The organism is Corynebacterium sp. LaCa_282, from assembly GCF_057198125.1.
This window is the reverse complement of sequence record NZ_CP191095.1, coordinates 1,066,692-1,089,337: the sequence shown is the minus strand read 5'-3', so window position 1 is coordinate 1,089,337 and position 22,646 is coordinate 1,066,692. Positions and strand designations below refer to the sequence as shown.

The following is a 22,646-nucleotide window of genomic DNA, read 5'->3' as shown; positions in this document are numbered from 1 at the left end:
CCCGAATATTGTGGTTGAAAGGTTGAAAGCAAAGCATAAGCCTACCGGATAGCCCGCACCCGCTGGCCCACCGGTACCCCCTAAAATCTCCTCCCCGGAAAGGGAGGAGTCGCAGGGGCCAAGCCTACCTATGCGGGCAGCTCAGTAAAGTCCTTGGAGGCGGCGGTAATGATCTTCGGGGCACCATCGGTGATAATCAGCGTGTCTTCGATGCGCACGCCGCCCTTGCCCGGCACATACACGCCCGGCTCGATGGTCAGCGTCATCCCTGGCGCCAGCTCACCCTTACCGGTCGTGGCGGCAAAGGGTGCTTCGTGCACGTCCAAGCCCACGCCGTGCCCGGTGGAGTGGACGAAGTAGTCGCCGTATCCGGCGTCGGCGATAACGTTGCGGCAGGCGGCGTCGACATCGGAAAGCGACGTGCCCGCTACCGCAGCCTCCACGCCAGCCTGCTGGGCGCGCAGCACCAGATCGTAGATCTCCTTGGCAAAGTCATTTGCCGTGCCCACGACATAGGTGCGGGTGCAGTCGGAGTTAAATCCGCGCAGGTGAGCGCCGAAGTCGATGGTGACCAAGTCCCCGTCCTCGATCACGCGGTCATCCGCGCCGTGGTGCGGCATGGCGGAGTTCGGGCCAGAGGCCACGATGGTATCGAAGCTCACTCGCTCGGAACCCAGGATGCGCATGCGGAATTCCAAGTCTGCGGCAACTTCGCGCTCCGTGCGGCCCGCCCGCAACTCGCCGGCGGCAAGAAGATCTTCCAATGCCTGGTTAGCAAGCGCCGCGATCTCCTCGAGCTTTTCTAGCTCGACAGGATCCTTGGTAAGGCGGATATCCTCGATGATTCCGGAAACCGGCACCAAGGTGACCCCTTCCGGTGCGGAATCCTTCAGATCTTCTAGTTCCGATACGGACATGTAGTCGGCTTCGAAGCCGACGCGAACCGGGGTCTCATCCTTGTCGAATTGCTGCAGGAGCACCTTGCCCACAGAACGGCCTTCGACCGCCTCAAGATCCGGAACTTCCTGCGCAATCTGGGTGGTATAGCGGCCATCGGTAGCCATCAGCGCGGAGAGATCCTTGCGCAGCAAAAGCCCACCATTGGAGCCTGAGAATCCGGACAGGTACCGGACGTGGATCAAGTGGGTTACCAATACCGCATCAATGCGCTGACCGGCTAATTCCGCGGCTAGCTTCCGGCGGCGATCGCTGAAACGGGTATCTGCAAGTGCCATAAAATCATCCTTTGCGGGGAACGTAGTGAAGCTTAAAAAAATTTATTCTTCCACTATAACTATTTCCGCGGCGCAGGTGGCTAGGTTCGAAGCCTTCTTTCCATCCGCGCCCGAGGGGCATGGATCTGGCCGGTGCTTATTGGCACAGATAGTCCACCGCGGCGCAGTATCCAAAGACCCCCAAGCCGGCGATGACACCGCGGGCAATGGGGCTTAGATAAGAATGATGGCGGAATTCTTCCCGGGCATGCACGTTGGAGATATGCACCTCCACGAAACCGGCGCCATCGGCAATCTCTGCCAGGGCGTCGCGCAGGGCGACGGAGGTATGTGTCAGCCCACCTGGGTTAATGATGACTGCACTTCCGGCATCGGCGGCCTCGTGGACCTTCTCAATGAGCTCGCCTTCAAAACTAGACTGGAAAAACTCGACCTCTGCCCCGTGCTTCGCCGCACGCTCGGACACGAGCTTTTCAACATCGCTTAACGTCGTAGAACCGTATACGTCTGGTTGGCGCTTGCCCAACCTATTGAGGTTCGGGCCATTGAGAACAACGATTTTCATATCTACTCCGTGATAGCGGCATATGCCGCTTCTAGTTCTTCGCGCGTCGGACCCTCTATCCGCGTCGTCGCGCCGATTCCGGTTAGCGCCACGAAGCGGATCTTGCCGTCGCGGTTTTTCTTATCGTGGGTCATCGCCTCATATAGTTCCGCGAATTTCCCGAATTGATACGTCGTAGGCAGGCCGATATTGGTCAGGATGCTGCGGTGCAATTCCACGAGTTCCGCATCTATCAGGCCCCGCTGATGGGAAAGATGGGCAATGAACATCATGCCTACGGCTACCGCATTGCCGTGGCGCCACGCATAGTTTTCCTGCCTTTCTATGGCGTGGCCAAAGGTATGCCCATAATTGAGGGTCTCGCGCAGCCCGGCTTCCTTAAGATCCTCTCCCACCACAGCTGCCTTCACCGCGATGGAATGCTCAATCAATTCGGGCAGGACACCGCCTGGGTCAAGGCAAGCCGCTGGATTCTCCACGTAGCGCTGCACGATGACCGGATCATGAATGAACCCGGTCTTGATGATCTCAGCGGAACCAGCCACGATCTCCGCCTGCGGGAGGGTCTCTAGGCGCTCCAGATCGACGAATACAGAATCCGGCTCGTGGAAGGCGCCGACGAGGTTCTTCCCGGCCTTAGTATTGATTCCGGTTTTCCCGCCCACCGCGGCATCAACCATGGCGAGAAGGGTCGTAGGAACCTGAATGACCTTAATGCCGCGCATCCATCCGGCGGCGACAAAGCCTGCCATGTCCGTGGTTGCCCCGCCGCCTACACCAATGACGATATCGCTGCGGCTAAAGCCGGCCTCACCAAGGCGGTCCCATACGCCTCCCACCACGCTCAGTTGCTTGGCCGCCTCAGCATCCGGCACCTCGCACAAGACGGGGGCGACGCCCTGTAGTTCTACGGATTTCGCGAGTTCTTCTGCGGCGGTGCGCAGGGCAGGCTGGAAGATGATTGCTGCCTTATCAGCCCCCGTGTCCGCGCAGCGCCGCGCGATATCTTCGCTAAGACCCGCTCCAATGCGGACCTCATACGGGCTCGGTCCGTTAACGGCGATGGTAGGCATGATGGTGTCCTTTCTACGGAGCTTCAGCCTGCAGGATTGCGCGGATAGGTGTAACTGCCCCGCCTAGAGGGTTTCTAAAAAGCCCAGGATATCGCCCACGACCTGCTGCGGGGAGCGAGCATCCGTGCGCACGCGAAAATCGGCTACCTCCAGGTAGAAGGGCCTGCGCGTTTCCACGATGGAACGATAATGTTCAACCGGATTATCCGCCGCTAATACCGGACGGTTGCGATCGCCGGCCGTGCGGCGCGCGCCTTCTTCTGCGGAAATATCGAGAAATACGACGGTGTGGCGCTCTAGAAGCTCGCGCGTGGAGGCCGTCATCACCGCCCCGCCGCCCAGGCTTACTACCCCGCCCTTCTGCAGGGCTTCAGCGACATGTTCGGCCTCGAGCTCGCGAAACGCCGGTTCGCCTTTCTCACTAAAGACCTCGCCGCAGGGTTTTCCCTCGGCCATTTCGATCAGGTGATCCGAATCCACCAGATCGCAATTCAGCGCGTGCGAAAGCCGGCGGCCAATCGTGGACTTTCCCGCCCCGGGCGGGCCAATCAATACGACGCAAGGATGCGGTTGTCCCGTTACATCGGTGGGCGTTGTCATCATTTACTCCTGGTTAAAGGCGAGGCGCTGCGAAACGTATTCTTCATACGCAGCAATGGCGCGGGAAGTCTCGCTCAAGCTATCCCCGCCAAATTTATCTAAAACTGCGCGCGCTAGCACGAGGGAGACCATGGCCTCCGCCACAACTCCTGCTGCCGGCACGGCGCAAACATCTGAACGCTGGTGAATTGCGGTGGCATCGGCACCCGATTCCATATCGATCGTCTGCAAAGCGCGCGGCACCGTGGAAATCGGTTTCATGGCGGCCCGGACCCGCAATTGCTGCCCGTTAGTCATGCCGCCTTCCAAGCCGCCGGCCCGGTTGCTCAGGCGCGTCACGCCATCCTCGGTGCGGACCATCTCATCGTGGGCTTCAGAGCCGCGCCGACGCGCCTCTTCGAAGCCATCACCGATTTCAACGCCCTTAATCGCCTGAATGCCCATCAATGCTCCGGCCAGCTGTGCGTCCAAACGGTCATCGCCCGAGATGTGTGAGCCGAGCCCAATGGGGAGGCCATCGACTATGACCTCGACGATACCGCCTAAGGTATCGCCCTGCTTTTTTGCGGCTTCGATCTCTGAAATCATCGCGGACTCGGCATCCTTGTCAAAGGCGCGCACCGGAGAATTATCGATGTCCTCGATATCCGCAAAGCTCGGGGAAGCACCCGCATAGGGCTGCGATGCACCGATGGAAATCACGTGGGAGAAGACTTCAACGCCTAGCGTTTCCCGCAGGAAGTTCCGCGCTACCGTCGCGGCGGCGACACGTGCGGCGGTTTCCCGGGCAGAAGAGCGCTCTAAGATGGGGCGGGCCTCGCTGTGGTTATATTTCACCATGCCGGCGAAATCGGCGTGGCCTGGGCGCGGGCGCTGCAAGGGCGCACCACGGCCCGAATTCATCGCCTTGGCTACGTCCTCATCCTCCATATCGATGGGATCTGCGGACATGACGGTAGTCCACTTCGGCCACTCGGTATTGCCAATCATGATGGCAATGGGGCTACCAATGGTCAGCCCATGGCGTACGCCGCCCAGCAGCGTGACCTCATCCACTTCAAACTTCATGCGCGCACCGCGGCCATATCCAAGGCGGCGCCGCGCAAGCTGATGGGAAATATCAGCACGGGTAATGGGCACTCCGGCCGGCATGTGCTCCAGCATGGAGATCAGTGCCTGGCCGTGGGATTCACCAGCGGTAGTCCAACGAAGCATGCGGGTATTATCGCACGCCACCTATCCACAGGGAATAACTAGGCACCCCAATATATTCGCCTCCCCCTCAAAGAGGGTATGCACGGCGATGACCAGCCCGGCGGCCACGAGCATCGAGGGCCCGTGGGGCACGCCGCCCTTGGCACGTACGACACCGCTTGCAAGCAACGTGAACACAGCAGCGCTACCACAAGCGATGAGGACGGCCAAGGGCCCTGCCGCAGCACCAACGAGCATGCCCAGCGGCAGGGCCAATTTAATATCTCCCCCGCCGATGCCAGCGCCCCGCAGTGCTACTAGGAGGTACAGCACCGGCCAGAATAACCCGCCCCAATTAACAACAGTGACCGATAGAACCCCTGCTGGGATGGTCAGCGCATCGGGCAAGCGCCGCTCGCGAATATCCCACCAGCTCAAGGCGGCTGCCCACAGGCCATAAATTATTCCCCCGAAAATACCCATGGCATAAGGCTAAGCGCCCGCCTTGCCACTCTTCATGGCAAGGCGGCGCACATGGGCGTATTTCCAGCGTGGTTAGAGGTTGCGCAGGCGAAGCTCTTCCTGCAGGGCCGCGACCATCTCTTCGCGCGGTGCAGTAAGCCCGGTGAATTGCTCGAATTGGCTAAATGCTTGATGCGCCAACATGACATGCCCTCCCACGGTGAAGTAGCCATTCGCGGCGGCGCAGGCGGCGAGCGTCGTAGGCCACGGGTGATAGATCACATCGAGCACTGGGGCGTGGGCAAGCTGGAAGCGATAATCCTCTAACGCAGCCGAAGGCACGGTGGAAATAATCAAATCCGCGGAGCGGGAAAGGTCCTCGAGGTCATCGTCAAAGGTTGCATACTGCAAATTGAGCCCGAGCCGCTCGGCCAAGGGCTGGAGTTCTGCTTGGCGGTTCGAGCGGTTCAAGATGGTGACCTGGTCGATTCCGCGTTCTGCCAAGGCCCACAGCGCTGGACGGGAGGTTCCGCCCGCACCGATGATAAGCGCCTGGGAGACTGGCCGAAGCCCAATGAGTTCTTGCAGGGCGCCGCGCACGCCCTCGGTATCGGTATTATCCGCGCGCCACCCATGTTCGGTGCGCACCAAGGTATTGGCGGACCCGATAAGCTGCGCCCTATCGCTTTGTTCTTCCGCAACCTCGAGCGCGGCGAACTTACCGGGCATGGTGACGGAAAAGCCGCGGTACTCGGGGCCGCATTCTTCCAAGAATGGGACAAGGGTATCGGCCGTGACCTCAAAGCGGGTATAGGACCACTCCTTGAGCCCCACTGCGGCATACCCCGCGTTGTGCAGGATAGGCGAGAGCGAGTGTGCGATGGGGCTACCGAGTACTGCGGCGCGCGGCATGGGAGAGCAACTACCTTTCTGGCTGCGGCCTAGTGCCTACTCAGCCGGTTGGTCCGAGGCGGCATCGCCGTTGCCGGCACCTGCCCCTTCGCCCTCGCGCTGCGAGTCGAGGACGCCGGAGCGGATGGCATCATCCACGCGGTCCAGGTGCTCATCGTAGGTATCAGAGAACACGGTGGTGCCGTCCTTATCCACGGTGACGAAGAACTTCCAGTTACCTTCGGCCGGTTCTTCCATGGCGCGGATTGCCTCATCAGAAGGCGAGGAAATCGGCGTATCCGGCAGGCCTTCCTTGGCGTAGGTATTCCACGGCGTCTTCTCCGCACGTGCCTCATCGGTGGTGGCAAGCTCAACATCCTCCAGACCGTAGTTCACGGTGGAGTCGAACTCGAGGCGCATGGGCTCGTCCAAGCGGTTCAGGATAACGCGGGCGACCTTGTCGAATTCGCCGGCAGGTGCCTCGCGCTCCACCAAGGAGGCAGAGGTCAAAAGCTCGTACGGCGAAAGACCAATGGCCTTGGCACGGTTTTCAATGTCGGTTTCTTCATAGCGCTTGGCAGAGCGGGTAATGAGGTCCTTCAAGATATCCTTGGCGCTCATATTCGGGTCGAGCACGTACTGACCAGGGGCAATCAGGCCCTCAATACGCTTCGGGTCATTGCCGCGCTTCTTAATGGCATCCAGTGCCCAATCGGGCGCGCCGAGCTCCTTAGGATCGGTTTCCGCTGCTGCCTTCTCCAGCTCTTCCTTCTCCAGGCAGTTGCCGTCATCGCAGCTGACCTGTGAGATCAAAGAGTAGATGCCAAAGCGCACGTCACCACCGACGACCTTGACATCCTCCAGGGTCGCACCACCTTGAACCTCGAGCATGTCCACGCGGTTGTTTTCATCCAGCAATGCCTCTACCGCATTCGCCGCACTCATTTCTTCTTGCAGGCGGTAGAAGCCAGGTTGAATCTGGCTGGCGCTGTGGTTCATCGATGCCGCAGAGTCGAATGCCTCTTGGGTCTTGACCACATTCTTTTCCACGAGCGTGGGACCCAGCTCGGACATGGAGGACCCTTCTGGGACCTCCACCAATTGCGTGGTGCCGTTACCGGCCCCTTCGTAGTCGGCCGAAGAAGTGCCGATGCGTACTCCGATGTAGATCAGAGCTCCTAGAATAACGATGACGGATGCGACCACCACGGCGATGCCGCGCTGGCGCCGCTTGACGTACTTATCATCCATCGATCGCCCGAGGCGTTGTTGGTTACGGCTCACGTGTTTAGTCTCCTGAGTTTGAAGGCTGGGCTACTGCATCATCCGAGCGGAGCGCGTTAGCACGCCCATCCAGCCAGGACTGTAGTATTTCCACCGCTGCAGCTTGGTCAATGATTTTTCTGCCCTTCTTTTCGGACACGCCGGACGCGCGCAGCGCGGTGGTTGCCGCTACCGTCGTCAAACGTTCATCAGCCAAGCGTACTGGTGGTGGAACTTTATCTATATTTTCATCTTGATTCAAGCGGCGTCGAATCCGAAACGCAATTTCTTTCGCGTGTTTTACACTTTTTGACCCATTTCCGTGTAAATCACGCGGCAAACCAACAATGACTTCTACCGCGGAATATGCCTCAATAAGCTCGAGAATTCGATCAATGTCTTCTTGATCGCGGTCTTTGAAGCCGGTCTTCCTGGGAACGGTTTCCACAGGGGTAGCGAGGGTGGCCTCGCGGTTGGATACCGCGACGCCAATTCGCACTGTGCCCACGTCGAGTGCTAACCGGCGGCCCTCGCCTGGGTCATCCACTCCGGGGGAATCTGGTTCAACCTTTGCCACAATGAATCCCTATCGCGACTGCAACAGATCCTTGACGGCCTCAAAGCCGCGCTGCGCACCTTCCGGCGCGGTACCAGAGCCCTGCGCCATGTCTGGCTTGCCGCCGCCGCGGCCGTTGACGTATTCGCCGAGGCGCTTGACGATGTCCCCTGCTTTCACGCCCTCGTCCACCGCCTTGCCCGTAGCGGCAGCAATGAACGGGAACTTACCCTTATCCACCGCGCCGAGCACGATGACCGCGGCCGTATCCTTCATCCGGTTACGGATATCGATGGCCACGGTGCGCAGGTCGCCGCCAGAAGTGCCATCGGGAAGCTGGAGCGTAATGATCTTGATGCCATTGACATCGGTAGCCGAGTCGATGAATTCAGAGGCCCGCGCGGTCAGTTGCGCCTTGCGCAGGACCTCGATTTCCTTCTCGGCGGCCTTGAGGCGCTCCGAAAGCTGAGAAATGCGCTCCGGGAGTTCCTCAGACTGCACCTTCAGCTCGCGGGAAACGCCCTCTACCAGCGCGGTTTCCTTGGAGTAGTACCGGAAGGCATCCATGCCGGAGTAGGCCTCGATGCGGCGGGCGCCGGAGCCCACTGAGGATTCGCCAAGCACGGACACGGGTCCAATTTCTGCCGAGGAACCCACGTGGGTGCCGCCGCAGAGCTCGATGGAAAATGGTCCGCCGATTTCCACCACGCGCACCTGGTTGCCGTAGTTTTCACCGAACAGGGCCATGGCACCCATCGCCTTGGCCTCTTCCAGCGAGGTCTCGATGGTGTTGACGGCCATATTGGAGTCAATCGCCTGGTTAGTAATCAGGGCGATTTCTTCCATTTGCTCCTGGCTCAACTGCTCGGTGTAGTTGAAGTCGAAGCGCAGGTAGCCCGGGCGGTTAAGGGAGCCCGCCTGCACTGCGGTGGGTCCCAGCACCTGCCGCAGAGCCGCGTGGATGAGGTGGGTGGCCGAGTGGGCCTGGGTTGCACCGTGGCGCCACTTCTCATCGACGGAAGCCTCAACGGACATGCCGAGATCGAGCCCGCCGGCGGTAACGGAAGCCTTGTGTACCCACAGCTTCTTGCCAATCTTTTGGACGTCATTGACCTCCAAGAGGGATTCGCCCGCGGAAATGCGGCCGCGGTCAGCCATCTGTCCGCCAGACTCAGCGTAGAGCGGCGAGTGGTCCAAAATGACCTCAACCTCATCGCCCTCGCGCACCTCGTTGACCTTCTGGCCATCTTTGACCAGGCCGATGACGTTCGCGCCCGAGACCAGTTCCTCATAGCCGGTGAATACGGTGGGGTTATTATCCACCCAGTCGCGGTACAAGGAGAGGTCGGTGTGACCGTGCTTCTTGGCCTGGTTATCGGCCTTGGCGCGGCGGCGCTGCTCGCCCATGGCGGCATTAAAGCCGTCCATGTCCACGTCGAGGCCGGCCTCTTGCGCCATTTCCAGGGTGAGGTCGATGGGGAAACCGTAGGTATCGTGCAGCTCGAAGGCCTTGTCACCGGAGAGCACCTTTTGGGTCTTGGCGCGGTGGGTGGAGCGCAGGTCCTCCACGGCTTCATCGAAAAGCTTGGTGCCAGACTCCAGCGTCTTCAAAAACGCCTTTTCCTCATTGATGGCTACGCGGAGGATGCGCTCGCGGTTGTCCGCGATCTCGGGATAGGACGGGGTCATGGTGTCCATGACCGTATTCATGAAGCGCTCCATGGTGGGACCCTCGGCGCCGAGCAGCTTTGCTGAGCGAATGATGCGGCGCAGCAGGCGGCGCAGGATATAGCCCCTGCCCTCATTACCTGGGGTAACGCCATCCAAGATGAGCATCATGCCGGTGCGGGAGTGGTCAGCCACCACGCGGAAGCGGATATTATCTTGCTCCGTTGCCTTCTCACCGTAGGTGGCGCCGGTAAGCTCCTCGGCGACGTCAATGACTGGGCGCAGCAGGTCGGTCTCGTACACGTTGTCTACACCCTGCAAGAGGCAGGCGACGCGCTCGATGCCCAAGCCGGTATCAATGTTTTTCTTCGGCAGCTCGCCGACGATCTCAAAATCGCCCTTTCCGGTTCCCTCACCGCGCTCATTTTGCATGAACACGAGGTTCCAGATCTCCATGTAGCGGTTATCATCCGCAATCGGGCCGCCATCCTTGCCGTATTCGGGCCCGCGATCGTAATAGATTTCCGAGCAGGGCCCACACGGACCCGGCACGCCCATGGACCAGTAGTTATCTTCCATGCCCAGGCGCTGGATGCGCTCTTCTGTCACGCCGATCTTATCCCGCCAGATTTCCGCTGCCTCATCATCATCGAGGTACACGGTGACCCACAGGCGCTCCGGGTCTAGGCCAAACCCTCCGTCTTCTACGTCTTTGGTCAGCAGGTTCCATGCATTGGAAATGGCGCCTTCCTTGAAGTACTGGCCAAAGGAGAAGTTACCCGCCATTTGGAAGAAGGTGTTGTGGCGGGTGGTAATGCCCACTTCCTCGATATCCAAGGTGCGCACGCACTTCTGGATAGAGGTGGCAAGGCCTTGCGAAAATGGTGGGGTCTGCTGGCCCAAGAAATAGGGCTTGAAGGGCACCATGCCCGCGTTAACGAAAAGCAGGTTAGGGTCATCCAGGATCAAAGAGGCGCTGGGGACAACCTCGTGACCAGAATTGACGAAGTGCTGGGTAAACCGTTCCCGGATCTCATGAGTCTTCACGAGCAATAATCCTAACTGTCTAAGCTTTTATCTTCCATCAAGAAGCTTTCTAACCCACCCAACTTTACCTACTGGTGGGCAGGCTGTGCCCATCGGTGGGGCCAAAACCGGCCATGCCGGTTCACACTTAGCGGCGCTTGCCACGAAGTATCCTGCGCAAACGGCCAATATAGTCAAAGATTCGCTTCTCAGCGCCGTGTTCGGTGGGCTCATAATATACGGCGCCCTCGAGCTCATCGGGCAGGTATTGCTGCTCCACTACCCCGCGCGGGTCATCGTGGGGATAGGAATACCCTGTCGCATTTCCCAGCCGCTTGGCGCCCTCATAGTGCCCATCGCGCAGGTGCGGCGGCACGTGGCCCACCTTGCCGGCCGCGACATCGGCCTGCGCCTTAGTAATGGCAGCGATGACGGACGGCGATTTCGGCGCCGTCGCCAAGTGAATCGTTGCCTGCGCCAGTGGGATGCGCGCTTCCGGCAAGCCGATCATTTGCGCGGCCTCGGCGGCGGCGACGGCGACTTGCAAGGCGGTGGGATCAGCCATGCCAATATCTTCTGAGGCGTGAACCATCAGGCGGCGGGCGATAAACCGGGGATCTTCGCCGGCTTCCACCATGCGCGCTAGGTAGTGCAGCGCGGCATCGACATCGGAGCCGCGGATGGACTTGATGAACGCAGAAGTCACGTCGTAGTGCTGGTCGCCATCGCGGTCATAGCGCACCACCGCGCGATTCACGTTATCGGTAATCGTGGTTGCGGTGATCTCGCCGCCATCGTCAACTGCTTCCGCGGCCGCTTCAAGGTAGGTCAGGCTGCGCCGGGCATCACCACCAGAAAGCACGACGAGCTGGTTTAATGCCTCATCAGTAATGGTTAAGTCGCGCTCCCCTAGCCCCCGGTCGCTGTCTAGCGCGCGGCGCGCTACGCCTTTGAGATCCTCCTCGCTCAGCGAGTGCAGCTGCAGCAGGAGCGAGCGGGAAAGCAACGGCGAAACGACCGAGAATGACGGGTTTTCGGTCGTCGCTGCAACGAGCAGAACCGTCCGGTTTTCCACCGCCGCCAGCAAGGCGTCCTGCTGAGTTTTGGAGAAGCGGTGCACCTCATCGATGAAAAGGACCGTTCGGCGGCCATGGATAAGCTCTTGGCGGGCGTGGGTAATGACTTCGCGCACCTGCTTCACCCCTGAATCAAGGGCGGAGAGACCAACGAAGTTTTGGCCCATCTGGCTGGCTATCAGCGAGGCAATCGTCGTCTTGCCAGTACCGGGCGGCCCATACAAAATGACCGAAGCCTCGCCGGATCCTTCGACCAAGCGGCGCAGCGGCTTGCCGGGGCCAAGGAGGTGGTCCTGGCCCACGACCTCTTCCAAAGTCTGCGGGCGCATGCGCGCGGCCAAGGGCGAACCGGAGTGCGTGGCAAAGAGATTGGCCGTGGGAAAAGACGATGCCGAGCCATCGCCTCCCATGCTGCCGCCGGCATTGGGAGAGGCGCCGAAGAGAGAATCCTGGCTCATGTGGTTTTAGCTCCCCAAAAAGGTGTAGTGATTAGTCGTCGTGGACGCGGCGGGCAACCAAGTTGCCAAACTCCGCGATGGCCGTACACGGTGCGGTCCCGCATTGGGCGGCGTAGCGCGCGAGCGCGTCAAAGGTTTCATAGAGGTCTTGGCGCACCAATAGTTCGTCCTCATTAAAAGGTCCGCTCTCTGGTGGGCGCAGGATCGAGCGCTGCGGGTCGTGGACAACCTCCGCTTCCCCGCTAGCAAGAGCAACCAATCCCTCAATTCCCCCAGCGTGCATGGTGGTCACGCTGGACAGAGCCCAGCCGATGAGGGAGGCGACGATAAGTCCGTGCAGCTCTTCTTCATCGGCAAAGCGCGGCCATACCTCGGATACTTCGCGCGACCATGCGGCGAGGAATGTATCTGCTTCCTTATCCGTAATTGGCTTAGAAAACAAGAATTGCGGAAAGCCCGCGATAACGCAGGCGACATCGAAGCCCACGTTCCTAAAGCCTGCCCATTCGTAATCCAAGAAGTGCAAGCGCTTGGAAACGATGATGTTATCCGGCGAAAGATCGAAGGGAGTAAAGGCCCTATCCTTGCCAGAGGCGAGGGATTCGGCGGCTTGATTGGCCAAGCTGCGGAAACTTTCGGGGGCTTCAAGCCCCGCCTCATCCAGCAGATTGAGCCCAATGCCGATGGAGCGATACAAGGATTGATCGCGCACGGATTGGTGATCGGCGTATTCCGGGTTATGCCGCAAGGTGCGGTTGAGCAGGGTCTCGAAATCCTGCTCGTGATCTGCGGTGCCCACGTGGATATGCCCCAATGCCGTACCCAAGGAACGCAGGATCCGAATGCGATCCTCATCGCCGGATTCTAAGAGCACATCCGCAAGGGTCTCGGCTTCACCCAAATCCGTCAGGACAATGATGCGCCGGTCTAAATCGTGCGCGAGCAGCACCGGCCCTGGGCGCACGTCTTCTGCTAAGGCGGTGGTGAATTGATAGGCCACGACCTCGCGCAGCATCGCTGCGTCATCCACGCCGTAGCCGGTGACCGGATTGTATTTGATGACCACAGAGCGATGCGGCAAAAAGGCGCTAGGGGCAACCTTCGCGCGCAGGACTAAGGCATTGCCGGATCCGCCTAAATCCTCAATGTCTGACATTTCCGGCGTGCCACCAAAGCGGCGCGACAACATTTCCGATGCGGCACCAATGACCTCATCGGCCGAAAGCACTGTCTGTGTATCAACCATAGTTCTATCCAGTATGCCCGCCAACACAAAGCGGGGGCTACACCCTCGCCGCACAAGTGTCCGCTGCGGCGAGGGCGCGCGCCCCGCTTACCCTAAAAATGGTGTCGTGATAGCGAGCCTAAGAGCTAGTTCTCCTGCTCTGATTTCGCGGCCTTAGCCTCTTCGCCGTTCTTTTTCTTCTCCGGCTTGAAGTCCACGCCGGTCTCCTTGCGCTGTGCGGCGGGGATGGGCGCGGGGGCATCGGTAAGCGGATCCACGCCGCCACCGGACTTCGGGAAGGCAATCACGTCGCGGATGGAGTCAAAGCCGCCCAAGAGGGACACGATGCGGTCCCAGCCAAACGCGATGCCGCCGTGTGGCGGTGCGCCGTAGGAGAAGGCGTCGAGCAAGAAGCCGAACTTCTCTTGTGCTTCCTCATCGCCGATGCCCATGACCTCAAAGACGCGCTTTTGCACATCTTCTTGGTGAATACGGATGGAACCGCCGCCGATCTCGTTGCCGTTGCAAACGATGTCGTAGGCATAGGCCGTGGCCTCGCCCGGGTTCTCGTCGAAGGAATCGATCCACTCCGGCTTCGGCGAGGTAAAGGCGTGGTGCACCGCGGTCCACTTGGAGTGGCCCAAGGCCACGTCGCCGGACGCGGTGGCATCGGCAGAAGGCTCGAAGAGCGGGGCGTCAACGACCCAGGTAAAGGCCCAGTCGCCTTCCTTGATGAGGTCGAGCTTCTTGGCAATTTCGCCGCGGGCCGCACCCAGCAGCGCGCGGGAAGACTTAGTATCGCCGGCGGCAAAGAAGATGGCGTCACCGGGCTTTGCGCCAACGTGCTCGGCGATGCCCTCGCGCTCCGCGTCGGTGATGTTCTTGGCCACAGGCCCGCCCAGGGTGCCGTCTTCTGCGACGGTGATGTAGGCAAGGCCCTTGGCGCCGCGCTGCTTGGCCCAGTCCTGCCATGCATCGAACTGGCGGCGCGGCTGCGAAGCACCGCCGTCCATGACTACGGCACCGACGTATTCGTTCTGGAAGACCCGGAAGGTGGTGTCCTTGAAGAACTCCGTGCACTCGACAATCTTGATGTCAAAGCGCAGGTCCGGCTTATCGGAGCCGTAGTACTTCATGGCATCGGCATAGGTCATGCGCGGGATTGGGGTCTGAATGTCGTAGCCGATGAGCTTCCACAGCTCCTTGACAATCTCTTCACCAAGCGCAATGACATCGTCTTGATCCACGAAGGACATCTCCACGTCCAACTGGGTAAATTCCGGCTGGCGGTCGGCGCGGAAGTCCTCATCGCGGTAGCAGCGCGCGATCTGGTAGTAGCGCTCCATGCCGGCCACCATCAGCAGCTGCTTGAATAGCTGCGGCGACTGCGGCAGCGCGTACCAAGAACCCGGCTTCAGGCGGGCAGGGACCAAAAAGTCGCGCGCGCCCTCTGGGGTGGAGCGGGTCAAGGTAGGGGTTTCAATTTCGGCGAAATCGTGCTTATCCAGCACGTTACGGGCCGCGCGGTTGGCAGCGGAGCGCAGGCGCAGGGCCTTTGCTTGGCGCTCGCGGCGCAGATCCAAGTAGCGGTACTTCAGGCGGGTCTCCTCGCCTACCTCGCCAGAGGCGGAAGGATCATCTACCTGGAAGGGCAGCGCTGCGGATTTGTTGAGCACCTCCAGGTCGGTGACGTTGACCTCGATGTCGCCGGAAGGCAGGTTCGGGTTTTCGGAGCCTTCTGGGCGCGGCTCCACCACGCCGGTTACCTTGACGCAGTATTCCGAACGCAGGTCGTGGGCACGCTCTGCCACATCGGATTCGCGGAAGACCACCTGGGCGATGCCGGAACGATCGCGCAAGTCGATGAAGATGACGCCGCCGTGGTCACGGCGACGAGAGACCCAACCGGTTAGGGTTACGGTCTCTTCTGCCAGTTCTTTGCGGAGCTCACCGGCCAAATGGGTACGCAGCACTATAATTCAATCCCTTCTGAAATGGTGTTACTTGCGGGTCCAGCCACGCGTAAACAGCGCGCGCCCAACCAAGCACAAGACTAGGAACTTGGCCAATTCTACATCCCACCGCCACTTTCGCCCCTATTAAGCCCACTTAAGCCACCGCGCAGGCACGCGGCCCCGGCACCGCTAACCCTGCCGGAAATAAATGGGCTGCTGCGCACTGCCGCGGCCGACAAGGTGTGGCACTATCTAGACATGACCTTTAAATCTGGTGCCGATTTCGATGGCCAGCGCGCAACCTCCGGCGGTGGCGGCGGCCTCGCTATAGGCGGCGGCATCGGCTCCGTCGTGCTCGTCGGGCTCTACTTCTTATTAGGAGGAAACCCCTCCGATATTGGTGCCCTGTTGGGCAATGAACAGTCCCAATCCGGCACCCACACCGGTGCCGATGATTCCGCCTTCGATCACTGCCAAACGGCAGAAGACGGCAATAAATACGATGACTGCCGGGTCATGTTTACCGCCATGAGCGTGGATAATGTCTGGACCGCCGAGCTACCCGAGCAAGCCGGCATCGAATACACCAACCCTGGCCGGGTGATTTTTAATAGCTCTACTAATTCCGGTTGCGGCACCGCCTCTTCAGCCACGGGGCCGTTTTATTGCCCCGCCGACCAGTCGGCGTATTTTGACACCACGTTTTTCAATTCGCTGAGCAACTACGGCGCGCACAATGCCCCGTTCGCGCAGATGTACATCGTTGCCCACGAGTTTGGTCACCACATTCAGCAGCTCGAGGGCACGCTGCAGCTATCTGACTATAACGACCCCGGCGCGGATTCCAATGCGGTAAAGATCGAGCTCCAGGCAGATTGCTACGCCGGTATTTGGGCTTCCCACGCGGATAAGGGCGAGGATGCTCTGCTGGAGCCGATTTCCCAACAGCAGGTGGCTGACGCAGTCACCGCGGCGCAGGCTGTGGGTGACGATAATATTCAGCGCCGTTCCACTGGGCAGGTCCAACCCGATGCGTGGACGCACGGTTCTTCCGTGCAACGCCAGCGAGCTTTCCTTGCTGGTTATAATTCCGGCCGGATGGCTGAGTGCGACACCTTGGGGCGCGGGGTCTACAGCTAACTCCCGGCCCCTCTTTACCCCGCTGGAAATAATCTCCCTGCCCGTATTGTTGACATGTCACGTACAATGATTACAGGTACGCAGCAAGGGCAGAAAGGGACACCATGCAATTTGGCATTTTCACGGTCGGAGATGTGACCACCGATCCAACGACGGGCGAAACCCCATCAGAGGCGGAGCGAATCCGCAATATTACGGAAATCGCGCTCAAGGCAGAAGAAGTGGGCCTCGATGTCTTCGCCACAGGCGAGCACCACAACCCGCCCTTCGTTCCGTCCTCCCCGACGACCCACCTAGCCTATATCGCAGCGCAGACCGAGCGCTTGCAGCTTTCTACCTCCACGACGCTGATTACCACCAATGACCCGGTAAAGATCGCCGAAGATTACGCCTTTTTGCAACACCTTTCCGGCGGCCGGGTGGATCTGATGATGGGGCGCGGCAATACCGGCCCCGTCTACCCGTGGTTTGGCAAAGATATCCGCCAAGGCATCCCGTTGGCCGTGGAAAATTACCACTTGCTGCGCCGCCTGTGGCGGGAAAACAGCGTCAACTGGGAGGGCAAATTCCGCACCCCGTTGCAGGCGTTTACCTCTACCCCGGCGCCCCTCGATGGCATCCCGCCGTTTGTATGGCACGGCTCCATTCGTTCTACCCAGATTGCAGAACAAGCGGCCTATTACGGCGACGGGTTCTTTCACAATAATATCTTCTGGAATCAAGAACACACGGCCAAAATGGTCAACATGTACCGGCGTCGCTTTGCCTCCTATGGCCACGGCCAAGCAGACCAAGCCATCGTGGGGCTCGGCGGCCAGGTATTCATCGGCGATACTGAAGAGGAGGCCAAGAGGTTCTTCCGCCCGTACTTCGATAACGCACCCGTGTACGGGCACGGGCCTAGCCTGGAGGAATTTACTGACTACACCCCGCTGACCGTGGGTACCGCAGAGCAGGTTATTGAGCGCACCCTGAAATTTGCGGACTACGTGGGCGATTACCAACGCCAGCTCTTCCTCATCGATCACGCCGGGCTGCCACAAGAAGTGGTGCTCAAGCAGATAGAAATTCTTGGCACACAAGTAGTACCGGAGCTTCGTCGACGCTTTGAGCAGCGTCGACCAGAGCATGTACCCTCGGATCCGCCAACGCATGCCACGCTCAAGCAGCACCCAGATTCCCCGCACTTTCGCGTAAGCCCTGGAAAGGAGGACTAAACAATGCGATCTTTGGTTGTCCTCACGGCCGGGCTATCGGAGCCATCATCTACCCGGCGGTTAGCTGAGACTATTGCAGAAGCCACCGAGGCGAAGATTTCCGCGCGCGGAGAGGGCGTAAACACCCACATCATTGAGGTGCGCACCCTTGCTTCTGAATTGGCCACGGCCATGACTAATTGGGCGGCCCCGACGCCCCAATTGGATGAAGCAAAAGAGCTGCTGTCTACGGCCGATGGCTTTATTGCCGTCACGCCCGCATTCCAAGGAAGCTACTCCGGGCTGTTCAAGATGTTTTTTGACGTCCTGGATGCCCACGCCTTGGAGGAACTGCCTACCATCGTTGCCGCTACGGGCGGTTCCCCGCGCCACGCGCTCATCTTGGACTATGCGCTGCGCCCCCTGTTGAATTACCTGCACGCCCACGTCGTTCCGACCGGCATATTCCAGGCAACCGAGGATCTGGGCACCGCCGAGGGCGCGCGCATTCGCAGCCGTATCGAGCGCGCCGCAACGCAACTTGCTGATCAGATGATCCGCCCCACGGATCGGGTCGCCGGGCTTGCCGATGCCCCCAAACCCAGCCCCCATTCCCGCCCTACCGGAATCGGAGTGGACGAGGAATTTCTGCCTTTCGAGGAAATTTTGTCCCAATACGACGGAAAGCACTAGCGCCGCAATACCTATCGCATATTCTAAAATTGATACATGTCACATATTTCTCTACGCTTGAATTTTAGAATGTTCGACCCGAATCCCCGCGCCTGAGAAAATCTCTTTTTCACGCTCTTGGACCGATAACTCTCTTGCTACGAAGAAAGGTTTCTTAAGGCTTTCACCATGACTATTAGCGTTACTGACATTTTCGCCATCGGCATTGGTCCATCCTCCTCTCACACGGTTGGGCCGATGCGCGCCGCGAAGCAATTCCTCGATTCCCTTGATACCCATCCGGCCCGCGTGTCCGCTGAGCTGCGCGGTTCGCTGTCCGCCACTGGGCGCGGCCACGCCTCCGACCGCGCCGTCATCCTAGGACTCGCCGGCTGGGAGCCGCTGACCGTTCCCATCGATGCCGAGCCGCAAGCCGGCGGCACAATCCCCAGCGAAGGCACCATCTCTGGCCCGTCTGGCACCGTCGACTACGAAATCACCTTTGATAACGAGCCACTACCCCAGCACCCCAATGGCATGATCTTTAAGGCCTGGGACGCAGAGGGCAATATCCTGGCTGAAGACGAACAGTACTTCTCTGTCGGCGGTGGCTTCATCCTCTCCCGCAAAGAGCTCGACGCAGAGATGGCCGATAGCCACGAAGTACCCGCCGGCGTTGCCGCAGCAACCGTAGAAGATACCGTGCCCTATGAATTCACCACCGGCGAAGAACTACTCAATCTGTGCGAGGCCAACGACAAAGATATTTGGGAAATCGTCCTTGCCAATGAGGAAGTGCTTCACAAAGAGGACGGCGGCGCGGATTATGTCCTACGCCACTTGGATCTTGTATGGGACATCATGCGCGAATGCGTGACCGATGGCATTTCCACCAAGGGCCTGCTGCCCGGTGGCCTCCGCGTGCCGCGGCGCGCCCCCAAGATGTATGCGCAGCTGCTCGAGCAGAAAAATGACCCACACTCTGGCTTTTCCGCTATGGAATGGGTCAACCTCTTCGCCTTAGCGGTCAACGAGCAAAACGCCGCGGGCGGCCGCGTTATCACCGCGCCCACCAACGGCGCCTGCGGAATCATCCCCGCGGTCTTGCACTATGCACGCGATTTCCACGGTGGCTTCTGCCGCGAATCAGCACGCCGCTACCTGCTCACCGCCGGCGCCATCGGCATGATCATCAAACAGAATGCCTCCATTTCCGGCGCCGAGGTGGGCTGCCAGGGCGAGGTCGGCTCCGCCTCGTCCATGTCCGCTGCGGGAATGGCGGCACTCCTCGGTGCTACCCCAGCCCAGGTGGAAAATGCGGCCGAAATCGCCCTTGAGCACAACCTCGGCCTCACCTGCGATCCGGTCGGCGGCCTCGTGCAAATCCCGTGTATTGAGCGCAATGCCATTGGCGCGGTGAAATCCATTAACGCCGCCCGCATGGCGATGATGGGTGAAGGCACCCACCACGTCACCCTGGATAACGCCGTGCAAACCATGGCGGATACCGGCCGCGATATGCATTCCAAGTACAAGGAGACCTCCCTCGGCGGCTTGGCCAAGACGATGGGCTTTAGCGTTTCCCAGGTGGAGTGCTAGCCAGTTAAAAGCACACAAAAAAGGGGCACCGAGATTACTTCGGTGCCCCCTTCTTTGAGCCTGTGCCTAGCCTTCTAGATCCCGTGCCAGAATGGCAACCAGCTGCGATAGCTCTACGTCGCGCTGCTCGTGGGCGGCCAAGTCCTTCACGGCAACGGTGCCCGTTTCTAGTTCTTGATCTCCCAAGACCAAAGCAAAGCGCGCGCCCGCGCGGTCGGCACCCTTCATCGCGCCCTTAAGGCCGCGATCACCAAAGGACATGTCCGCTGCGATTCCCGCCTTCCGCAGGTCATTGATGATCCCGGTCATGCGGCGCTTGGCCGCAGTACCTAAGGCAATGCCGTAGACATCCACGCGAGAATCACTGCCTTCTAGGGTGATTCCCTCCGCCTCTAGGGCGAGGATGGCGCGGTCAACGCCTAAGCCATAGCCGATGCCCGAAAGATCCTGTCCGCCCAGCTGCGCCATCAGGCCGTCGTAGCGGCCACCGCCGCCAATGCCGGATTGCGCACCCAGGCCATCGTGGACGAATTCGAAGCAGGTCTTGGTGTAGTAGTCCAAGCCGCGCACCATGCGCGGGTTAATTTCGTAGGCAACGCCCATATCATCCAGCATGCCCGTCACGGTCTCAAAGTGCTCGCGGCACTCGGCGTTGAGGTAGTCGAGCATCAAGGGGGCATCGGCAAGCTGCTCCTGCATTTCCGGGCGCTTATCATCCAAGACGCGCAAAGGATTGATCTCCGCGCGGCGGCGGGTCTCCTCATCCAAGTCCAGCTTAAACAAGAATTCCTGCAGCTTTTCGCGGTAGGCGGGCCGGCAATTGCGGTCGCCCAAGCTGGTCAATTCCAGGCGGAACCCGGAAAGCCCCAGGGTCCTATAGGAGCGATCCGCCAAGGCGATGACCTCAGCATCCAATGCTGGATCGCCGACGCCGATGGCTTCCACACCGACCTGCTGAAGCTGGCGGTAGCGCCCTGCCTGCGGGCGCTCATAGCGGAAGAACGGGCCGCTGTAGTTTAGCTTTACCGGCAGCTGGCCGCGATCCAAATTGTGTTGAATGACCGAGCGCATCACACCCGCAGTTCCCTCCGGGCGCAGGGTCACGGAGCGCTCACCGCGATCTGCGAAGGTGTACATCTCTTTGGAGACCACGTCGGTAGATTCGCCCACGCCGCGGGCAAAGAGCGCGGTATCTTCAAAAATGGGCAATTCAATGTGCTGAAAGCCGGAAAGATGCGCCTGTTCCACCATGGTCTGGCGGACCTTATAAAAAGTCGCAGACTCTGGTGGGTAATAATCTGGCACACCCTTCGGTGCGGACAGTGCCTGGAACCGCTTCTCTTCACTCATGGTCACTAGACTACCCCATGGGATTTTCGCAGGAATGGGTTGGTCGCCCTCTCCTGACGCATGGTTGAGCTTGGGCCGTGGCCGGGAAGAATGTCCAGCTCATCGTCCAAATCCCACACCGGGCCCGCCAATGAATCCAGCATGGCCTGCGGATTAGAATCCGGCAGATCGACCCGCCCCATTCCCCCGGCAAAAAGGACATCACCGGTAAGGGCAAAAGTATCCGAAATGATCAGAACGCACCCCGGCGAATGCCCAGGGGCGTGCTGGAGGGTAAATGTATGCCCGATTAGCTCCAGTTCCTCCCCACCGTGGAGTTCGCGGAGATCGGAAATGGGCACCATGCGCGAAGCCTGGAATAGCTCCTGCGCCTGGGCGGAAACACCCTCCCCAGAATCCAACATGAACTTATCTGCGGGATGAATATAAACGGGAATACCAAGCTCCTGTGCCAAGTCCCCGGCCTCGCGGGTGTGGTCGATGTGGCCGTGCGTGAGCACGATGGCTTCATAGTCATAGTCGTGCGATAGAACCTTCGACATGGAATCCATGCCCGGATCCACGATGAAGGCGCGCTTTCCCTCCGCCACGATATAGGTATTCGTGCGAAATGGTCCCGCGGTAAATCCTTGAATATCCATGATTTAAGTCTAACGAGGCTCGCCCCCATCGCGCCCTTGAACGCAGTGGTCTCTGGATTCAAGCCACATAACCATGCAAAAAGCACCCAGCCTTGGCGCCCACACCCACGGTGGGTTATGGGGAAAGGCTGGGTGCTGGTTTTATTTAACCTGCCAGCTTCAAGCTTTATTGCAGGGCGGCAAGAGCCTTCTCGTAGTCCGGCTCGGTGGTTACCTCTGGCACCAATTCGTTGTAGATGACCTTGTGGTCAGCGTCGGTGACCACAACGGAGCGTGCCAGTAGGCCCTTAAGTGGGGAGCCTTGCAAGGTCACGCCGAACTTCTCGCCAAAATCGGAGCGGAAATCGGATGCGGTTTCCACGTTCTCAATGCCCTCTGCGGCGCAGAAACGATCCAGCGCGAAGGGCAGGTCGCGGGAGACAGACAAGACAACGGTGTTGTCCAAGCCCGCAGCCTTTTCATTAAAGGTGCGCAGCTGCTGCTGGCACACGCCGGTATCGATGGAAGGGAAAATCGAGATAACGAGGCGCTTGCCCTCGAAATCCTTAGTCGTGACCTCAGAAAGGTCGGTGCCAACAAGGGTGAACTCTGGGATGGACTCCCCTACTGCGGGAAGTTCACCAGCGGTTTGGGTAGGTTCGTCAGAAAATTTAACTTCAGCCATGGCCCCGAGCGTACTGATACTTTTGCTTCGCCGCTATAGCTCACCGTTTATTGCTCAACCCAATCCCCGAGCCAAGTCAGCCCCGTGTCCGCAAAGCCGCTAAAATCGTCCAAGTTGAGACACGTCACCGATAATCG

Annotated in this window: 20 protein-coding genes; 4 read left to right on the top strand and 16 right to left on the bottom strand. The window is 59.6% G+C overall.

Annotation, left to right across the window (positions count from 1 at the left end; all coding sequences use genetic code 11):
• Window positions 1-128 precede the first annotated feature (128 nt).
• The 13 genes from ACP8KU_RS05090 to aspS all read right to left on the bottom strand — a co-directional run bounded on the left by ACP8KU_RS05090 (window position 129) and on the right by aspS (window position 15,265).
• Complete coding sequence (locus ACP8KU_RS05090; RefSeq protein WP_284636416.1) at window positions 129-1,235, bottom strand: M24 family metallopeptidase; 1,107 nt, start codon at window positions 1,233-1,235, stop codon at window positions 129-131.
• Between the two features lie 136 nt (window positions 1,236-1,371).
• Window positions 1,372-1,800: a type II 3-dehydroquinate dehydratase gene (aroQ, locus tag ACP8KU_RS05085; RefSeq protein WP_284609428.1), complete on the bottom strand. Its 429-nt coding sequence runs from the start codon at window positions 1,798-1,800 to the stop codon at window positions 1,372-1,374.
• A gap of 2 nt (window positions 1,801-1,802) precedes the next feature.
• Complete coding sequence (gene aroB, locus ACP8KU_RS05080) at window positions 1,803-2,873, bottom strand: 3-dehydroquinate synthase (protein WP_239268234.1); 1,071 nt, start codon at window positions 2,871-2,873, stop codon at window positions 1,803-1,805.
• 63 nt (window positions 2,874-2,936) lie between these two features.
• The gene (locus ACP8KU_RS05075; RefSeq protein ID WP_237799516.1) at window positions 2,937-3,476 is read right to left on the bottom strand and encodes a shikimate kinase; all 540 of its coding nucleotides are present in this window, start codon (window positions 3,474-3,476) and stop codon (window positions 2,937-2,939) included.
• Window positions 3,477-4,688, bottom strand: coding sequence for a chorismate synthase (aroC, locus tag ACP8KU_RS05070; protein WP_484484099.1), 1,212 nt, complete (start codon window positions 4,686-4,688; stop codon window positions 3,477-3,479). It lies immediately after the preceding gene.
• Between the two features lie 21 nt (window positions 4,689-4,709).
• Entirely contained in the window at window positions 4,710-5,150 is a 441-nt protein-coding gene (locus tag ACP8KU_RS05065) for a prepilin peptidase (RefSeq protein ID WP_239268238.1), read from the bottom strand.
• 72 nt (window positions 5,151-5,222) lie between these two features.
• Window positions 5,223-6,041, bottom strand: a complete 819-nt coding sequence (locus ACP8KU_RS05060) for a shikimate dehydrogenase (protein WP_239275221.1) — start codon at window positions 6,039-6,041, stop codon at window positions 5,223-5,225.
• A 36-nt stretch (window positions 6,042-6,077) separates the two neighbouring features.
• Entirely contained in the window at window positions 6,078-7,271 is a 1,194-nt protein-coding gene (gene mltG / locus ACP8KU_RS05055) for an endolytic transglycosylase MltG (RefSeq protein WP_005283219.1), read from the bottom strand.
• Between the two features lie 37 nt (window positions 7,272-7,308).
• Window positions 7,309-7,860, bottom strand: coding sequence for a Holliday junction resolvase RuvX (gene ruvX / locus ACP8KU_RS05050; protein ID WP_023022545.1), 552 nt, complete (start codon window positions 7,858-7,860; stop codon window positions 7,309-7,311).
• A gap of 9 nt (window positions 7,861-7,869) precedes the next feature.
• Window positions 7,870-10,554, bottom strand: a complete 2,685-nt coding sequence (gene alaS, locus ACP8KU_RS05045) for an alanine--tRNA ligase (protein WP_484484098.1) — start codon at window positions 10,552-10,554, stop codon at window positions 7,870-7,872.
• Window positions 10,555-10,681: 127 nt separating this feature from the next.
• Window positions 10,682-12,067 (bottom strand): replication-associated recombination protein A, encoded by a 1,386-nt coding sequence (locus tag ACP8KU_RS05040; protein ID WP_484484097.1) that lies wholly within the window; start codon window positions 12,065-12,067, stop codon window positions 10,682-10,684.
• A gap of 31 nt (window positions 12,068-12,098) precedes the next feature.
• Complete coding sequence (locus ACP8KU_RS05035) at window positions 12,099-13,313, bottom strand: phosphotransferase family protein (RefSeq protein ID WP_237800554.1); 1,215 nt, start codon at window positions 13,311-13,313, stop codon at window positions 12,099-12,101.
• A gap of 125 nt (window positions 13,314-13,438) precedes the next feature.
• On the bottom strand, window positions 13,439-15,265 hold the full coding sequence (gene aspS / locus ACP8KU_RS05030) for an aspartate--tRNA ligase (protein ID WP_023030669.1): 1,827 nt from the start codon (window positions 15,263-15,265) through the stop codon (window positions 13,439-13,441).
• Between the two features lie 240 nt (window positions 15,266-15,505).
• Here aspS and ypfJ point away from each other — a divergent pair, with 240 nt between their 5' ends.
• From ypfJ to ACP8KU_RS05010, 4 genes are all read left to right on the top strand, one after another.
• Window positions 15,506-16,387: a KPN_02809 family neutral zinc metallopeptidase gene (ypfJ, locus tag ACP8KU_RS05025; protein WP_484484096.1), complete on the top strand. Its 882-nt coding sequence runs from the start codon at window positions 15,506-15,508 to the stop codon at window positions 16,385-16,387.
• A gap of 104 nt (window positions 16,388-16,491) precedes the next feature.
• The gene (locus ACP8KU_RS05020) at window positions 16,492-17,604 is read left to right on the top strand and encodes an LLM class flavin-dependent oxidoreductase (RefSeq protein WP_237791859.1); all 1,113 of its coding nucleotides are present in this window, start codon (window positions 16,492-16,494) and stop codon (window positions 17,602-17,604) included.
• Between the two features lie 3 nt (window positions 17,605-17,607).
• Complete coding sequence (locus ACP8KU_RS05015) at window positions 17,608-18,276, top strand: FMN reductase (RefSeq protein WP_484484095.1); 669 nt, start codon at window positions 17,608-17,610, stop codon at window positions 18,274-18,276.
• A 168-nt stretch (window positions 18,277-18,444) separates the two neighbouring features.
• Window positions 18,445-19,854 carry an L-serine ammonia-lyase gene (locus tag ACP8KU_RS05010; RefSeq protein ID WP_126319147.1) on the top strand — a complete coding sequence of 470 codons (1,410 nt, stop codon included), beginning with the start codon at window positions 18,445-18,447 and terminating at the stop codon, window positions 19,852-19,854.
• 66 nt (window positions 19,855-19,920) lie between these two features.
• Here ACP8KU_RS05010 and hisS read toward each other — a convergent pair whose 3' ends face one another.
• The 3 genes from hisS to tpx all read right to left on the bottom strand — a co-directional run bounded on the left by hisS (window position 19,921) and on the right by tpx (window position 22,509).
• A complete protein-coding gene (gene hisS / locus ACP8KU_RS05005) occupies window positions 19,921-21,204 on the bottom strand; it encodes a histidine--tRNA ligase (RefSeq protein ID WP_484484094.1) in 1,284 nt (427 codons plus the stop codon).
• A 5-nt stretch (window positions 21,205-21,209) separates the two neighbouring features.
• Window positions 21,210-21,845 carry an MBL fold metallo-hydrolase gene (locus ACP8KU_RS05000; protein ID WP_484484093.1) on the bottom strand — a complete coding sequence of 212 codons (636 nt, stop codon included), beginning with the start codon at window positions 21,843-21,845 and terminating at the stop codon, window positions 21,210-21,212.
• Window positions 21,846-22,011: 166 nt separating this feature from the next.
• A complete protein-coding gene (gene tpx, locus ACP8KU_RS04995; RefSeq protein WP_237800550.1) occupies window positions 22,012-22,509 on the bottom strand; it encodes a thiol peroxidase in 498 nt (165 codons plus the stop codon).
• Between the last annotated feature and the right edge of the window lie 137 nt (window positions 22,510-22,646).

What these genes read in the sequence shown, in the direction of transcription:
- ACP8KU_RS05060 (WP_239275221.1), bottom strand. Translation starts at nt 6,041, where the DNA reads ATGCCGCGCGCCGCAGTACTCGGTAGCCCCATCGCACACTCGCTCTCG.
- ACP8KU_RS05000 (WP_484484093.1), bottom strand. Translation starts at nt 21,845, where the DNA reads ATGGATATTCAAGGATTTACCGCGGGACCATTTCGCACGAATACCTAT.
- hisS (WP_484484094.1), bottom strand. Translation starts at nt 21,204, where the DNA reads ATGAGTGAAGAGAAGCGGTTCCAGGCACTGTCCGCACCGAAGGGTGTG.
- ACP8KU_RS05035 (WP_237800554.1), bottom strand. Translation starts at nt 13,313, where the DNA reads ATGGTTGATACACAGACAGTGCTTTCGGCCGATGAGGTCATTGGTGCC.
- ACP8KU_RS05020 (WP_237791859.1), top strand. Translation starts at nt 16,492, where the DNA reads ATGCAATTTGGCATTTTCACGGTCGGAGATGTGACCACCGATCCAACG.
- ypfJ (WP_484484096.1), top strand. Translation starts at nt 15,506, where the DNA reads ATGACCTTTAAATCTGGTGCCGATTTCGATGGCCAGCGCGCAACCTCC.
- mltG (WP_005283219.1), bottom strand. Translation starts at nt 7,271, where the DNA reads ATGGATGATAAGTACGTCAAGCGGCGCCAGCGCGGCATCGCCGTGGTG.
- aroC (WP_484484099.1), bottom strand. Translation starts at nt 4,688, where the DNA reads ATGCTTCGTTGGACTACCGCTGGTGAATCCCACGGCCAGGCACTGATC.
- ACP8KU_RS05040 (WP_484484097.1), bottom strand. Translation starts at nt 12,067, where the DNA reads ATGAGCCAGGATTCTCTCTTCGGCGCCTCTCCCAATGCCGGCGGCAGC.
- ACP8KU_RS05015 (WP_484484095.1), top strand. Translation starts at nt 17,608, where the DNA reads ATGCGATCTTTGGTTGTCCTCACGGCCGGGCTATCGGAGCCATCATCT.
- aroB (WP_239268234.1), bottom strand. Translation starts at nt 2,873, where the DNA reads ATGCCTACCATCGCCGTTAACGGACCGAGCCCGTATGAGGTCCGCATT.
- aroQ (WP_284609428.1), bottom strand. Translation starts at nt 1,800, where the DNA reads ATGAAAATCGTTGTTCTCAATGGCCCGAACCTCAATAGGTTGGGCAAG.
- ACP8KU_RS05090 (WP_284636416.1), bottom strand. Translation starts at nt 1,235, where the DNA reads ATGGCACTTGCAGATACCCGTTTCAGCGATCGCCGCCGGAAGCTAGCC.
- tpx (WP_237800550.1), bottom strand. Translation starts at nt 22,509, where the DNA reads ATGGCTGAAGTTAAATTTTCTGACGAACCTACCCAAACCGCTGGTGAA.
- ACP8KU_RS05065 (WP_239268238.1), bottom strand. Translation starts at nt 5,150, where the DNA reads ATGGGTATTTTCGGGGGAATAATTTATGGCCTGTGGGCAGCCGCCTTG.
- ACP8KU_RS05010 (WP_126319147.1), top strand. Translation starts at nt 18,445, where the DNA reads ATGACTATTAGCGTTACTGACATTTTCGCCATCGGCATTGGTCCATCC.
- ACP8KU_RS05075 (WP_237799516.1), bottom strand. Translation starts at nt 3,476, where the DNA reads ATGATGACAACGCCCACCGATGTAACGGGACAACCGCATCCTTGCGTC.